The 14617-nt window shown below is 67.7% G+C and carries 11 protein-coding genes; 6 read left to right on the top strand and 5 right to left on the bottom strand.

Annotated elements, in window-relative coordinates; genetic code table 11:
- Window positions 1-31: 31 nt before the first annotated feature.
- From V6V88_RS04550 to V6V88_RS04540, 3 genes are read right to left on the bottom strand one after another with little or no spacing between them, the layout of a single operon-like run.
- Window positions 32-964 (bottom strand): sugar kinase, encoded by a 933-nt coding sequence (locus tag V6V88_RS04550; protein ID WP_062840323.1) that lies wholly within the window; start codon window positions 962-964, stop codon window positions 32-34.
- Complete coding sequence (locus V6V88_RS04545; protein ID WP_062840322.1) at window positions 957-1607, bottom strand: bifunctional 4-hydroxy-2-oxoglutarate aldolase/2-dehydro-3-deoxy-phosphogluconate aldolase; 651 nt, start codon at window positions 1605-1607, stop codon at window positions 957-959. Before V6V88_RS04545 ends, V6V88_RS04550 begins: the two co-directional genes overlap by 8 nt.
- A 22-nt stretch (window positions 1608-1629) precedes the next feature.
- Window positions 1630-2415: an IclR family transcriptional regulator gene (locus V6V88_RS04540; RefSeq protein WP_280003787.1), complete on the bottom strand. Its 786-nt coding sequence runs from the start codon at window positions 2413-2415 to the stop codon at window positions 1630-1632.
- 227 nt (window positions 2416-2642) lie between these two features.
- Here V6V88_RS04540 and uvrA point away from each other — a divergent pair, with 227 nt between their 5' ends.
- The 3 genes from uvrA to V6V88_RS04525 all read left to right on the top strand — a co-directional run bounded on the left by uvrA (window position 2643) and on the right by V6V88_RS04525 (window position 10282).
- Window positions 2643-8438 (top strand): excinuclease ABC subunit UvrA, encoded by a 5796-nt coding sequence (uvrA, locus tag V6V88_RS04535; protein WP_338618129.1) that lies wholly within the window; start codon window positions 2643-2645, stop codon window positions 8436-8438.
- 6 nt (window positions 8439-8444) lie between these two features.
- Complete coding sequence (locus V6V88_RS04530) at window positions 8445-9581, top strand: aminodeoxychorismate synthase component I (RefSeq protein ID WP_338618128.1); 1137 nt, start codon at window positions 8445-8447, stop codon at window positions 9579-9581.
- Window positions 9582-9649: 68 nt separating this feature from the next.
- Window positions 9650-10282 (top strand): aminotransferase class IV family protein, encoded by a 633-nt coding sequence (locus tag V6V88_RS04525; protein ID WP_338618127.1) that lies wholly within the window; start codon window positions 9650-9652, stop codon window positions 10280-10282.
- 23 nt (window positions 10283-10305) lie between these two features.
- On the opposite strand, the gene V6V88_RS04520 is transcribed toward V6V88_RS04525, so the two are convergent.
- Complete coding sequence (locus V6V88_RS04520; RefSeq protein ID WP_338618125.1) at window positions 10306-11208, bottom strand: LysR family transcriptional regulator; 903 nt, start codon at window positions 11206-11208, stop codon at window positions 10306-10308.
- Window positions 11209-11419: 211 nt separating this feature from the next.
- Here V6V88_RS04520 and V6V88_RS04515 point away from each other — a divergent pair, with 211 nt between their 5' ends.
- Genes V6V88_RS04515 through V6V88_RS04505 form a run of 3 tightly spaced genes read left to right on the top strand, consistent with a single transcriptional unit; the run spans window position 11420 to window position 13480 of the window.
- Entirely contained in the window at window positions 11420-12679 is a 1260-nt protein-coding gene (locus V6V88_RS04515) for an aromatic ring-hydroxylating dioxygenase subunit alpha (protein ID WP_280003783.1), read from the top strand.
- Window position 12680: 1 nt separating this feature from the next.
- Window positions 12681-13154 carry a nuclear transport factor 2 family protein gene (locus V6V88_RS04510; protein ID WP_062840315.1) on the top strand — a complete coding sequence of 158 codons (474 nt, stop codon included), beginning with the start codon at window positions 12681-12683 and terminating at the stop codon, window positions 13152-13154.
- Window positions 13155-13168: 14 nt separating this feature from the next.
- Entirely contained in the window at window positions 13169-13480 is a 312-nt protein-coding gene (locus V6V88_RS04505) for a non-heme iron oxygenase ferredoxin subunit (protein ID WP_062840314.1), read from the top strand.
- Between the two features lie 90 nt (window positions 13481-13570).
- Here the strand turns inward: V6V88_RS04505 and V6V88_RS04500 are convergent, their stop codons facing one another.
- The gene (locus V6V88_RS04500; protein ID WP_172802137.1) at window positions 13571-14410 is read right to left on the bottom strand and encodes a tRNA threonylcarbamoyladenosine dehydratase; all 840 of its coding nucleotides are present in this window, start codon (window positions 14408-14410) and stop codon (window positions 13571-13573) included.
- Window positions 14411-14617 lie beyond the last annotated feature (207 nt).

Genomic DNA, 14617 nt, shown 5'->3' with positions numbered 1-14617 from the left:
CCGGAAAGGACGCCAACCGGCCGGTTTTTGGCTACGTTGAGGCGGCTTTCAGCCGTTCCCAGACCTGCTCCGCCCGCGGCAGCGGATCGACCGCGCCATAGCCCAGCGTGGACAGCGCTGCCGCCGCATTGGCGTAGCGCACAGCGTCTTCCCAGGCGTCGCCCTGGCAACGGCGCGCGAGCAGGCTGCCGGCAAAGCAATCCCCCGCGCCCGTCGCGTCGACGGCCTGCACGCGCAGCGCCGGCATCGGGGTGCGGGTGTGGCCGTCGTCGATGATGGAGCCGTCCTTGCCCAGCTTGAGCACCACCACGCCCGGCGCGCCGCCATCGCGGATCCAGTCCAGCGTGCGCTCCGGGTCGTCGTTGCCGGTGAGATGCTGCATGTCGTCCATGCTGGGCAGAAACACGTCCGCGGCGCGCATCGCCTCGCGCAGGATGGCGCGGGCCCGGTCCACGGGCCACAGGCGCAGCCGCAGGTTCGAATCCAGGCTGACCTGCACGCCGGCGGCATGCGCCCGCGCGATGGCCGCAAACGCCGTGTCGCAGGCCGTGGTGCTGATGGCCATGCTGATGCCCGAGACATGCAGGAACCGGGCGCGTTCGATCAGGCCGGCATCCAGGCTGGCGGGCGTCATCAGGCTGGCGGCCGAACCGCGCCGCAGATAGCTGAAGGCGTGGCCGTCCGGCCCGTGCTGCACGAAGTACAGGCCGGTGTGGGCATCGTCGTCGACCTCGACGCCGGTGGTGTCCACGCCCTCGGCCTGCCACAGGTCCAGGAACTGCTTGCCGAAGGCGTCATTGCCGACCCGGGTCAGATACGCGCAGCGAGCGCCCTGCCGGGCAGCCGCGATGACCGCGTTGGAGGTGTCGCCCCCGAACCCCTGCAGGTATTGCCGCTGGCCCTTGTGCGTCTGGTTCAGTTCGACCAGCGGCTCGCCCAGCGCCACGATATCGAAATCAGCCATGGGCGGCCTCGCGTGTCTGGGTGATCTGCGCCACCAGCGCGGCGGTGTCGCGCGACGCGAAGGCGGCCTTGTCGTAGAGATTGCTGCCGATGCCCACGAGCCCCGCGCCCGCGGCGAAGTACGTGCCCATGTTTTCCTGCGTGATGCCGCCCGTGGGGCAGAAGATCGTGTCCGGAAACACCGACTTCAGCGCGGCCAGGTGCTTGGGACCGCCCGTGTCGGCCGGAAACACCTTCACCACGTCCACGCCCGCGCGGCGCGCGGCCAGGACTTCGGTCGGGGTAAAGGCGCCCAGCATGCACAGCGCGTCGGCGGCGTGGGCCATGTCCACGATCTCGTGCGCCAGGGCGGGCGACACCAGGAAGTCCGCGCCCGCCACCAGCGCCTCGCGCGCCTGGGATTCGTCCAGCACCGTCCCCACGCCCAGCAGCAGGCTGGCCCCGTGCTTGTCGCGCAGGGCGCGCACCAGGTCGGTGACGTTGGGGATGGTCCAGGTCAGTTCCAGCGTGGTGCAGCCGGCCGAAACCGCGACCTCAGCGGCATAGGCGGCGGCGGCCGCGTCGGTGTAGCGCAGCACGGGCACGACGCGGGCAGCCAGCAGGGCGGCGAGCTTGGAGGCGATGGGAGCAGCGGTTGCGGTCATGGATTTCCTCTGGAACGAACGGTCAGATGCCGCCGGACGATACCGGCAGGACGGCGAGTTTGGCCGCGGCGGCGTCGCGCAGCCGCAGCAAGGGGTCGATGTAGGCGGACTGCGGGTCGCCGGCCCGGCGGAACAGCAGCGTGCTGACGCTGACGCCCGCGACCGGGCGACCCGCCCCGTCGCACAGCGCGACGCCGTAGCAGACGATGCCGGGTTCGTTTTCCTCGTTGTCGATAGCGTAGCCCTGCTCGGCCGCCGCGCCCAGCGCCTCGCGCAACGCGGGCAGGCTGGTCAGCGTGGCGGGCAGCCGGGAAGGCAGGGGCAGATCCTGCAGCAGGCGTTCCCGCGAAGCCTCATCCAGCGCGGCCAGGTAGGCCTTGCCGACGGCGCTGGAATGCAGCGCCACGGACGCCCCCACGCGCGACACCATGCGCACGGGGCCGGGGCTTTCCAGCTTGTCGATGTAGATCATTTCGTGTCCGGCGGGAACCGCCAGATGGACCGTCTCGCCGGTCTGGTCGCGTAGCGCCCGGAGTTCCGGCGCGAGCGCGGCGCGCAGGTCGAACTGGGACCAGGCCTTGCTGGCCAGCGACATCAGGCGCGTGCCCAGGCGATAGGCGCCCCCGCTTTCCGCGACCATTCCCTGCTCGGCAAGCGCCGCCAGGATGCGGTAGACGGTGGGACGGGGGTAGCCGCAGGTGCGGGCCAGCACGGGGGCCGTCGGCGGCTGCGGCGCATCGGCCACCGCTTGCAGCACCGCCATGAATTTTCCGAACGCCGCAGCGCCGGCCACCTTGGATTCCTGCACACACGTCCCCAAATAAAGGCGATAGCCCAGGCAGATGCGCAACGCGACCAGCGCGATTTTCAGACGAATCTGCGATACTGTTTATTTGTACAGCTACTGAGGCGCCATCTGTCCACATTATGGACTGCCGCCTCACAATATAGTCAATTATTCCATATCGACGCGCCCGGAACCAGCGATGGGTCGCCGCGCCGGCATGCTCCCTTCGTCAGGCTACGATACCGTCCATGAGCTCCCATATCCGCATCGTTGGCGCCCGCCAGAACAATCTCAAGAACCTGGATCTGACCATCGCCACCGGCGAACTGGTCGTCGTCACCGGGGTGTCGGGGTCCGGCAAAAGTTCGCTGGCATTCGACACCCTGTACGCCGAGGGGCAGCGGCGTTACGTGGAAACCTTCTCGCCCTATGCGCGCCAGTTCCTGGACCGCATGGACAAGCCGCAGGTGGACCGCATCGAAGGCATCCTGCCGGCCATCGCCATCGACCAGACCAATCCGGTGCGCAGCTCGCGCAGCACGGTCGGCACGATGACCGAACTGAACGATCACCTGAAGCTCTTGTTCGCGCGCGGCGCCAAGCTCTATTGCCGCGGTTGCGGCAAGCTGGTGCGGCGCGACACGCCCGAATCCGTCTATCACTCGCTGGCCGAGCGTGCCGCGCAGGCGGGCGATCCGCGCCTGGTCGTGACCTTCCCGATCGCCGTGCCGGCCAACTTCACCGAAGACGAAGTGCGCGGCTTCCTTGAGCAGCAGGGTTACACCCGCGTGCACGCCGAGGAAACCGCCGTGCCGCGCGCCGCCGCCCCCGCCAAGGGCGCCAAGAAGGCCAAGACCACGAAGACCGCCAAGGCCGCCCCCGAGGAACGCCGCATCCTGCACGTCATCCAGGATCGCTTCCGCTTTGCCGGCACCGAGCGCGAACGCATCATGGAAGCGCTGGACACGGCGCTGCGCATGGGCGCCGGCCACATCGCCGTCTACGTCCTGGATGCCGATGGCGGCAACGCGCATATCTGGAAGTACAGCGACCGGCTGCACTGCGCCGACTGCGACATCGAATACACCGACCCGCTGCCCAGCAGCTTCTCGTTCAACTCGCCGCTGGGCGCCTGCGAGGCCTGCCGCGGCTTTGGCCGCGTCATCGGCATCGACTTCGGCCTGGTCATCCCCGACGAGAAAAAAACCCTGCTCGAAGGCGCCATCAAGCCGTGGACCACGCCGTCCTACAAGGAATGCCAGGACGACCTGCAAAAGTACGCGCCGCGCGCCGGCGTGCCGCTGGGCGTGCCCTGGAAGGACATGAGCGACGAGCACAAGCGCTGGGTCCTGTACGGCACCCCTGACTGGAAGGGCGGCAACGACGCCTGGAAGCACCAGTGGTACGGCGTGCAGCGCTTCTTCGACTGGCTGGAAACCAAGGCCTACAAGATGCACGTGCGCGTGCTGCTGTCCAAGTACCGCAGCTACACGCCCTGCCCTACCTGCAACGGCGCGCGCCTGAAGCCCGACGCCCTGCTCTGGCGCCTGGGCAACAAGGAGGAAGCCGACGCCGTGCTGCCGCCCGAAGACGGCCGCTACAAGCGCTTCATGCCCGTCGGCACCACCTGGAGCCGCGAACAACTCAACGGTCTGGACGGGCTGTGCCTGCACGACGTGATGCTGCTGCCGATCGAACGCGTTCGTAAATTCTTCGACACGCTGTCGTTCTCGGGCGCGCTGGACGCGGCCACCGACCTGCTCATGACCGAGGTGCGCGCGCGTCTGAAGTTCCTGTGCGACGTGGGGCTGGGCTATTTGACGCTGGACCGTCAGAGCCGCACGCTGTCCGGCGGCGAGGTCCAGCGGATCAACCTGACCACGGCGCTGGGCACCTCGCTGGTGAACACGCTGTTCGTGCTGGACGAGCCCTCCATCGGCCTGCACCCGCGCGACATGCACCGCGTGGTGGAAGTCATGCACCGCCTGCGCAACGCCGGCAACACGCTGGTCATCGTGGAGCACGATCCGCAGGTCATGGTGGCCGCGGACCGCATCATCGACATCGGCCCCGGTCCCGGCGAACGCGGCGGGCGCATCGTCTTCGACGGCACGCCCGCGCAACTGCGCGCCGCGCCCTCGCTGACGGGCGACTACCTGGGCGGCCGCCTGCGCGTGGAAGCGCCGCGCCCGATGCCGGTGGCGGCCAACACGCCGCGCCTGCTGCTCGAAGGCGTCAATGCGCACAACCTGAAGAACGTGTCGGTCGAGCTGCCGCTGGGCCGCCTGGTCTGCGTGACCGGCGTGTCCGGCTCGGGCAAGTCCACGCTGGTGCAGGATGTGCTCTACCCCGCCCTGCTCAAGCAGAAGGGCAAGCCGTCGGAAGCGCCGGGCGCGTTCGACCGCCTGCTGGGCGCCGAGCAGATTGCCGACGTGGTCATGGTGGACCAGACGCCCATCGGCAAGACGGCGCGCTCCAATCCGGCCAGCTACGTCGGCGCGTTCGACGCCATCCGCAAGCTGTTTGCCCAGGCCCCGCTGGCGCGCGAGCGCGCCTACACGGCCGGCACGTTCAGCTTCAACGGCGGCGACGGCCGCTGCCCGACCTGCGGCGGCACCGGGTTCGAACACGTCGAAATGCAGTTCCTGTCCGACGTCTACCTGCGCTGCCCGGATTGCGACGGCAAGCGCTTCCGCCCCGAAGTCCTGGAAGTGCGCGTCGAGCACCTGGGCAAGAGCGCGTCCATCGACGAAGTGCTGGAAATGACCGTCAGCGAGGCGCTGGACTTCTTCAAGGGCCTGCGCGACGTGCAGACCGGCCTGGCGCCGCTGGCGGACGTGGGCCTGGAATACGTGCGGCTGGGCCAGCCCGTGCCGACCCTGTCGGGCGGCGAGGCGCAGCGCCTGAAGCTGGCCGGCCACCTGGCCGAGGCGGCGCGCAGCGGCATCTCCACCGCGAAGGTCGCCAAGAAGGGCAGCCTGTTCCTGTTCGACGAGCCCACCACCGGCCTGCACTTTGACGACGTGGCGCGCCTGATGCGCGCGTTCCGCAAGCTGCTGGCCGCGGGCCACACGCTGCTCGTCATCGAACACAACCTGGACGTGATCCGCGCGGCCGACTGGCTGATCGACCTGGGACCGGAAGGCGGCGACGCCGGCGGCCTGGTCATGGGCACCGGCACGCCGCAGGACCTGATGGACAACCCCAAGTCGCACACGGGCGCCGCCCTGCGCGACTACGAGGTCAGCATCCTGCCGGCCGACGCCGTCGCCGGCGGCGCGGCCGACGTGGTGGTCAGCAGCGACGCCGACGCGCAGATAGCCGAGCAGGCGGGCCTGACCGCGCGCATCGCCGAGCCGCAAGCCGAGTACGGCGCGGGCGTGGGCACGCCGCTGCAATCCTTGGTGCGCGAACGCCGCCAAGGCAGCATGGCCATCGAGATCCGCAATGCGCGCGAACACAACCTGAAGAACATCAGCGTCGAGATCCCGCACGACAAGTTCACGGTCATCACGGGCGTGTCCGGATCGGGCAAGTCCACGCTGGCGTTCGACATCCTGTTCAACGAAGGCCAGCGGCGCTATCTGGAATCCCTGAACGCCTACGCGCGCGCCATCGTGCAGCCGGCCGGCAAGCCGGACGTGGACGCCATCTTCGGCATCCCGCCCACCGTGGCGATCGAACAGCGCACCAGCCGCGGCGGCCGCAAGTCCACCGTGGCCACGATGACGGAAATCCACCACTTCCTGCGCCTTCTCTACGTGAAGCTGGGCACGCAGTACTGCCCGGACTGCGACGTGGCGGTCGAGCCGCAGAACACCGACCAGATCGTGGCGCGCCTCCTGCGCGAGCACAAGGGCGTGCACATCGGCCTCCTGGCGCCGCTGGTCACCGCGCGCAAGGGTTACTACACGGATCTTGCCAAGTGGGCCGGCTCAAAGGGCCATTCCCATCTGCGCGTGGACGGCGAGTTCATTCCCGTGGCCCCGTGGCCGCGCCTGGACCGCTACAAGGAACACACGATCGAACTGCCGGTGGCGGACGTGGTCGTGGACCCGGCCAACGAGGCCGAGCTGCGCGCGGCCGTCAAGAGCGCGCTGGAAAACGGCCAGGGCGTGATGTCGGTGGTGTGGCCGGTCAACAAGCTGCACGAGGCGCTGAACAGCGAATTGCAGCAGCAGCACTTCTCGGTCAAGCGCGCGTGCCCGTCCTGCGGCACCAGTTTCCCCGAACCCGATCCGCGCCTTTTCTCGTACAACTCCAAGCACGGCTGGTGCACGGGCTGCTACGGCACGGGCCTGCAACTGCAGGGCTTTGACGAAGAGCAGACCGGCGAGGAAACCGCCTGGAACGCGTGGTACGAAGGCGAGGCCAAGACCTGCACGCAGTGCGACGGCCAGCGGCTGAACCGCGTGGCGCGCGCCGTGCGCTGGCGCGACAAGTCGATTGCCGAACTAGCCTCGCTGCCGGTGTCGGACGCGCACACCTTTTTCACTGGCCTGGTGGCGCGTGGCCGCGAAGGCGAGATCGCCCGCGACATCCTGGCCGAGATCCGCGGCCGCCTGAACTTCATGCAGGAAGTCGGCCTGAACTACCTGGCGCTGGACCGCGCCGCGCCCACGCTGTCCGGCGGCGAGGCGCAGCGCATCCGGCTCGCCGCGCAGCTGGGCTCCAACCTGCAGGGCGTCTGCTACGTGCTGGACGAACCCACCATCGGCCTGCATCCGCGCGACAACCGCATCCTGCTGGACGCGCTGGCGCGCCTGGAAGGCAACGGCAACACGCTGGTGGTGGTCGAGCACGATGACGACACCATCCGCCGCGCCTCGCACGTCATCGACATCGGGCCGGGCGCGGGCATCCGCGGCGGCCGCGTGGTGGCGCAAGGCACGGTGCAGGACGTGATCGACGCGCCCGAATCCGTGACCGGCCGCTACCTGAAGACGCCGCTGGCGCATCCGCTGCAGGGCCGCCGCCCCGTCGAGGCCGACACGCCCATGATCGAGATCCGTGGCGCGCGCCTGCACAACCTGCGCAGCGTGGACGCGCGCATCCCGGTGGGCCGCCTGAGCGTGGTGACCGGCGTGTCCGGCTCGGGCAAGTCCACGCTGGCGCGCGAGGTCCTGCTGGACAACCTGACCCAGGCCGTCTCGCAGGGCAAGGCGCCCGGCTGGGCGGGCTGCGAAAGCATCAAGGGCTGGGAAGCCATCGACCGCGTGCTGGAAGTGGACCAGACGCCCATCGGCAAGACGCCGCGTTCGTGCCCGGCCACCTACGTGGGCTTCTGGGACGACGTGCGCAAGCAGTTCGCCGACACCCGCGAGGCCCGCATGCGCGGCTGGACGGCGGCGCGCTTCTCGTTCAATACCGGCGATGGCCGCTGCCCGATCTGCGAAGGCCAGGGCATGCGCACCATCGAAATGAACTTCCTGCCCGACGTGAAGGTACCGTGCGACGCCTGCAACGGCGCGCGCTTCAACAACGACACGCTCAGCGTGCAGATGCGCGGCAAGAACGCCGGCGATCTGCTGTCCATGGAAGTGGACGACGCCATCGGCTACTTCGCGGCGCATCCCAAGATCCATCGTCCGCTGCAGCTGATGCAGGACGTGGGGCTGGGCTACCTGACGCTGGGCCAGCCATCGCCCACCCTTTCTGGCGGCGAGGCGCAGCGCATCAAGCTGGTGACCGAGCTGTCCAAGGCCCGCCTGACCGATGGGCTGATCAAGACCGGCCGCGCCTCGCGCATCCCCCACACGCTGTACGTGCTGGACGAGCCGACGGTCGGCCTGTCGATGGCGGACGTCGAAAAGCTGATCCACGTGCTGCACCGCCTGGTCGAGGCGGGCAACACGGTGGTGGTGATCGAACACAACCTGGACGTGATCGCCGAGGCCGACTGGCTGCTGGACCTGGGTCCCGAGGGCGGCACGGGCGGCGGCCAGTTGGTGGGCGAAGGCTCGCCCGAGCACGTGATGACGCTGGCCGACCATTCCCATACGGGCCGCGTCCTGACGGAGTTCCTTGCGCAACAACAGCCGTAAGCCATCATGGATTGTCGTTTTGAAGACCGGCTGGCCGGGCGCGCCCTGCGCCTGGACGGCTTTCGCGCCCGGATCGAAGCGCGCTCGGCCGCCGAGGTCGCGCCCGCGCTGGCCGCCATCGAGGCCGCGCGGCGCGAAGGCCGCTGGATCGCGCTGTTGCTGGATTACGAGCTGGGCGAATGGCTGCTGCCCGAGGCCACCCGGCCCGCCCCGGCCGGCCCCTGGACGCCGCCGCGCGAAGACGGGCCGCCCCGCCTGACCGCGCTGGTGTTTGATCGCAAGATCGACGAGACGCCGTGGGAAGCACCAGCCCCCGACGCGCCGGCCGCATCCATCAGCCTGCCCGCGCCGCGCATGACCGAGGCCGCCTACGTGCACCAGATCGACGCCATCCGCGGCCTGATCCAGGACGGCGAGCTGTACCAGGTCAATTTCACGCAGCCGCTCGACGTGGGCTTTCGGGGCGACCCGGCCACGCTGTACCGCCGCATCGCGGCGCGCAATCCGGTCGCCCATGGCGCCTACATCCAGGACGGCGCCCGCACGGTGCTGTCCTTTTCGCCCGAGCTTTTCGTCCGCCGCGACGGCCCGCGGCTCACGACCCGGCCCATGAAAGGCACCGCGCCACGCCATCCCGACCCGGCCGAAGACGAACGCCTGGGCCAGGAACTGCTGGCCAGCGACAAGAACCGCGCCGAAAACCTGATGATCGTGGACCTGCTGCGCAACGACCTGGGCCGCCTGGCCGAGCCCGGTTCGGTCAAGGTCGACGCGCTCTTTTCGCTGGAGCGCTACCCCACGGTCTGGACCATGACGTCCACCGTATCGGCCACCGCGCCGCACGCCACGCTGTCGGACGTGCTGCACGCCCTGTTTCCCTGCGGGTCGATCACGGGCGCGCCGAAAGTCGCGGCCATGCGCCGCATCCGTCAGATGGAAGCCGCCCCGCGCGGCCTGTATTGCGGCAGCATCGGATGGCTGGCGCCAAACGGCGACTTCTCGTTGAACGTCGCGATCCGCACACTGGTCCTGGACCAGCAAGGCCACGGCGTCTACAGCGTCGGCGGCGGCATCGTTTACGATTCGGACCCCGCCGGCGAATGGCAGGAATGCCACTGGAAGGCCCGCATCCTGCGCGCCTGACGGCGCAAATCCCCTTGCCGGTAGTAGCATAGAGCGCCGCTTGGCCCGGCTTATTCCAGGAGAGTCCCATGCAACCCGAATTGATCGAGACCATCCTGGTGGAATCGTCCGGCAACGTGCCCCTGCTGGCGCGCCACCTCCACCGTCTGGAAACGTCCTGCAAGGCGCTGGGTTACGTCTGGGGCGGCCGCGACGTCGAAGGCGACATCCTTCTCGCCGTCATGGCCCTGTCCTCCGCCGGACCGCATCGCCTGCGCCTGCTGGTCGCGCGCGACGGCAGCCGCCACATCCAGACGGCCGTCCTGCCGCCCCTGCCCGCGCACCAGGAAGTGATGCTCGCGCCCGAGGCGCTGCGGTCCTCGGAACCCCTGCTGCGCTACAAGACCACGCACCGCCCTTGGTACACCAAGACGATCGAATGGCTGCCTTCGCATCCGCACATCTTCGACCTGGTCTACCTGAACGAGCGCGGCGAACTCTGCGAAGGCAGCCGCAGCAACGTCTACCTGCGCATGGATGACGACTGGTACACCCCGCCCGTCGACAGCGGCTGCCTGCCCGGCGTGCAGCGCGCGCAGCTGCTCGATGCCGGCGAGGCGAAGGAACGCGTCCTGACGCTGGCCGATCTGCACGCGGCCGACGAAATCCGGCTGTCGAACGCGCTGCGCGGGTGGTTCACGGTGTCGCTGCGCGAGGCGTAGCGCAGCCCCCGGCCCACTGGGCATCAATCCGCGAACACGTCCACCACCACCTGCCGCAGCCACTGGTTGGCGGCTTCGCGGTGGTTGCGGGCGTGCCAGAACACGTTGATGACGGATTCCGGGATCTTCACCGGACAGGGCGCGGATGCCAGGCCAAAGGGGCCGCACGCGCAGTCGGCAAAGCGCTGCGGCACCACCGCGATCATGTCGGTGGCCTGCAGCACCGGCCCCACCGCCATGAAGTGCGGCACCGTCAGCCGCAGCCGCCGGCGGATGCCAGCGCGCGCGATCACCTCGTCCACCACGCCGTGGCCGGTGCCCTCGGACACGATCGCCACGTGTTCGGCCGCGCGAAACTGCCGCGCCGACACCCCCGAGCGCGCCAGCGGATGGTCCTGCCGGAAGATGCACACATAGGGCTGGCGAAACAGCCGGCGCTGAAAGAACCCGCCCTTCAATCCGGGCAGAAAGCCCATCGCCAGATCCATGCGGCCCCGCTCCATCTCGTCCCGCACGTCGATCGAGGTGGTGCGCACCGTGCGAATGGTCACGCTCGGCGCCACCTGATCCAGCGCCCGCATCAGGCGCGGCAGGAAGTAGGTCTCGCCCACATCATTCACCCCGATCACAAACGCCCGCTCGCTGCGGGCCGGATCGAACGCCACCCGTGCATTCAACGTGCCGTGCAGCGCGGCAAGCGCATCGGCAATGGGCTGAGCCAGGCTTTCGGCGTAAGGCGTCGGCACCATCCCGCGCGAGGTCCGCAGAAACAGCTCGTCGCCCAGCAGCTTGCGCAAGCGGGCGAGCGCGTTGCTGACGCCCGGCTGTGAAATCCCCAGGCTTTCCGCCGCCGCCGACACCCGGCCATGCTTGTGCAATTCATTGAAGACGACGAGCAGATTCAGATCCACGTCTTTCAGGTTCATGCGCTTGTCTCCACCAATATTGATTTTGGTGATTTATGTAATAAGCCAGATTCTATTTATTAATCTCGGGGCGTGCCGGATGATGCAGAAAAATGCCTGCGCCCATGCCGCGCAAGGCACTGCCCGGCCGCCGCGCGGCCAGCCGAAAATGGAGACAAATCATGCGCATCCGCACGCATTGCCGCCTCACGTCCTGTCGCAGGGGCCGTCCATGAACGCCCCCGAACATCCCATCCATATCGTCCCGCCCTGGCAAGGCGACGGTTCGCATCGCATCCCGTTCGGCGTCTACACCGACGCGGCCCTGCACCAGCGGGAACTGGAGCGCTTTTTCTACCGCGGCCACTGGAGCTACGTGGGCCTTGAAGCCGAGATCCCCAATCCCGGCGACTTCAAGCGCACGGTCGTGGGCGAGCGCTCCGTCATCCTGCTGCGCGACAACGACGGCCAGGTACGCGTCGTGGAAAACGTCTGCGCCCATCGCGGCGTGCAGTTCTGCCGCGAACGCGCCGGCAACCGCAGCGAGTTCGTCTGCCCGTACCACCAATGGAATTACGACCTGCAAGGCAACCTGATCGGCGTGCCCTTCCGCCGCGGCGTCAAGCAGGACGGCAAGATCAACGGCGGCATGCCGCCCGACTTCAAGCCCGAGGAGCACGGCCTGACCAAGCTGGCGGTGGCCGCGCGCAACGGCGTCGTCTTCGCGTCGTTCGACCATGACGTCGAACCGCTGGAAGACTACCTGGGGCCCGACATCGCGCATTACTTCGACCGCGTCTTCGACGGCCGCGAACTGGTGATCCACGGCTACAGCCGCCAGCGCATTCCCGGCAACTGGAAGCTGATGCAGGAGAACATCAAAGACCCCTACCACCCCGGCCTCCTGCACACCTGGTTTGTCACCTTCGGGCTATGGCGCGCGGACAACCGGTCCGAACTGAAGATGGACCGCCACTTCCGCCACGCCGCCATGATCTCCACGCGCGGCCAGGGCGGCAAAAGCACCGTCACCAGCGGCGTGTCCAGCTTCAAGGAGCAGATGTCGCTGAACGACGACCGCTTTCTGGACATCGTGCAGGAACCCTGGTGGAATGGCCCCACGGCCGTGCTCATGACGCTGTTTCCCAGCGTCATCATCCAGCAGCAGGTCAACTCGCTGTCCACCCGCCACATCCAGCCCGTCGGTCATGACGCCTTCGACTTCGTCTGGACCCATTTCGGATTTGCCGACGACACCCCCGACATGACCCAACGCCGCCTGCGCCAGGCCAACCTGTTCGGGCCCGCCGGATTCGTGTCCGCCGACGACGGCGAGGTCATCGAATTCTCGCAATCCGGCTTCGAACAGAAGCCGTGGCACCGCAGCGTCGCCGAACTGGGCGGCAAGACCGCCGAAAACACCGACCACATGGTCACCGAAACGCTCATACGCGGCATGTACGCGTACTGGCGCCGCGTGATGGAGGCGTGACATGCTGGACTTTCCGCTTTATTACCAGCTCACCCGCCTCTATACCGACTACGCCGCCGCGCTGGACGCCGGCGAATGGGAGAAATGGCCCGACTTCTTCGTGGAGGATTGCGTCTACAAGGTGCTGCCGCGCGAGAACCACGAACGCGGATTTCCGCTCGCGACCATGGCCTTCGAGAGCCGCGGAATGCTGCGCGACCGCATCTACGGCGCCACCGAAACCATCTTCCACGATCCCTACTACCAGCGCCACGTCGTCGGCGCCCCACGCGTGCTGCTGGTGCAGGACGGCCGCATCGAATCCGAAGCCAACTACGCCATCTTCCGCACCAAACCCAGCCAGCTCACCACCGTCTTCAACGTCGGCCGCTATCTGGACGTCATCCGCCAGACACCCGACGGCCTGAAATTCGAATCGCGGCTATGCATCTTCGACAGCGAGCTGATCCCGAACTCGCTGATCTACCCAATCTGACCCGGAGACAAACAATGACTGTGCAATGGATCAAGGCCATCGGACGCGATGACGTGCCCGAAGAAGACGTCATCGCCGTCGAGGCGGGCGGCAAGGAGATCGCGCTATACGGCGTCGACGGCGAGGTCTACGCCACCGACAACCTCTGTACGCACGGCAACGCCAGACTCTGCGACGGCTTCCTGACTGGCCACGAAATCGAATGCCCCCTGCACCAGGGCCGCTTCGACATCCGCGACGGCCGCGCCCTGTGTTCCCCGCTGCGCGAGAACATCGCGACGTATCCCGTACGGATCGAGGATGGCGTGGTGTTTGTGGCGCTATGAGTCATCTGCGCGCCGGACGCAGCGACGTCGCGTCTGACCGTTGAGGCACCGCGGCACTCAGGCATCGAGGCGCCCCCAACCCGGCGGCCCTCAGACCGCCAGCCGCAAAGCCTCGTTCGCCGCCGCCATGCCCATGGCGGCGGTCACGGTAACCACCGACCCATAACCCGCGCACGACAGGCCCTGCGGCGCCAGGTTCAGACCCGACGCGCCCATATCATCTTCACCTTCACGAGGGCGGGTCCACGCATCCGGCAAAATCGCCGGCTGATCGAACCACAACGCATGCACGCCCATCTTCGGCACCCGCTTGAGCGCCTTGCCGTTCTTGTCCGACGCCCGCGGAAACCCATGCTCGCGCCGCAACTTGTTGCGCAGCTTCGAGAGCAGCGCATCATTGACCGCCCCCGACAGATCCCCCGCCCGCAACGCCAACGGATCCGTCTTCCCGCCCGCACCGCCACACAGCAGCATCGGCACCCCAAGCGCCCGCGCATGCAAAATCATCGCAATCTTCGCGGCCGCCTGATCCGTGCAATCGATGATGACCGTATAAGGCCCCGGCAACACCTCGCCCACGTTCTCCGGCGACACAAAGTCGTCCACCCGTGTAATGCGGCATTCGGGATTGATCGCCAACACCCGCTCGGCCATCGCGTCGACCTTGGATTGCCCAAGCGTCGAACTCAACGCATGGATCTGCCGATTGACGTTGGATTCGGCAATGTGATCCAGATCGATCAGCGTCAACGCCCCCACCCCGCAACGAGCAAGCGCCTCCACCGTCCACGACCCCACGCCGCCCAGCCCGGCAACGGCAACATGGGCATTACGGATACGCGAAGGCGCCTCAGGACCATAGAGGCGCGACAGCGCGCCAAAACGACGGTCGAGATCGGCGGGTTCAGGAATGAGTTCGGGCGAGTTCATGGACCGCATTTTATGGCAGCCGCCCGCCAACCCAACCGCCCATTCAAGCAGACAAGGTGTAGACAAGGTGTCTGACACCCTACAGAGACTGCCGTCATGCCAAGGATGTGCCCCAAGGGTGTCAGACACCGGCGCACTTTTCGAAACCCGTCCAGATCCCGGAGGAACTCACGAACAAGGTGCCTAACAAGGTGTCTGACACCCTGC

The sequence above is a fragment of the Achromobacter sp. E1 genome (genome assembly GCF_037039475.1).
Taxonomy (GTDB): domain Bacteria; phylum Pseudomonadota; class Gammaproteobacteria; order Burkholderiales; family Burkholderiaceae_B; genus Achromobacter; species Achromobacter mucicolens.
The sequence above is the reverse complement of the archived record's forward strand: the minus strand, read 5'-3'. Positions and strand labels throughout refer to the sequence as shown.

Bases quoted from the DNA above. Each gene is read 5' to 3' on its own strand.
- V6V88_RS04510 (WP_062840315.1), top strand. From the start codon at position 12,681: ATGCTGGACTTTCCGCTTTATTACCAGCTCACCCGCCTCTATACCGAC.
- V6V88_RS04520 (WP_338618125.1), bottom strand. From the start codon at position 11,208: ATGAACCTGAAAGACGTGGATCTGAATCTGCTCGTCGTCTTCAATGAA.
- V6V88_RS04515 (WP_280003783.1), top strand. From the start codon at position 11,420: ATGAACGCCCCCGAACATCCCATCCATATCGTCCCGCCCTGGCAAGGC.
- V6V88_RS04525 (WP_338618127.1), top strand. From the start codon at position 9,650: ATGCAACCCGAATTGATCGAGACCATCCTGGTGGAATCGTCCGGCAAC.
- V6V88_RS04550 (WP_062840323.1), bottom strand. From the start codon at position 964: ATGGCTGATTTCGATATCGTGGCGCTGGGCGAGCCGCTGGTCGAACTG.
- V6V88_RS04500 (WP_172802137.1), bottom strand. From the start codon at position 14,410: ATGAACTCGCCCGAACTCATTCCTGAACCCGCCGATCTCGACCGTCGT.
- V6V88_RS04545 (WP_062840322.1), bottom strand. From the start codon at position 1,607: ATGACCGCAACCGCTGCTCCCATCGCCTCCAAGCTCGCCGCCCTGCTG.
- V6V88_RS04505 (WP_062840314.1), top strand. From the start codon at position 13,169: ATGACTGTGCAATGGATCAAGGCCATCGGACGCGATGACGTGCCCGAA.
- uvrA (WP_338618129.1), top strand. From the start codon at position 2,643: ATGAGCTCCCATATCCGCATCGTTGGCGCCCGCCAGAACAATCTCAAG.
- V6V88_RS04530 (WP_338618128.1), top strand. From the start codon at position 8,445: ATGGATTGTCGTTTTGAAGACCGGCTGGCCGGGCGCGCCCTGCGCCTG.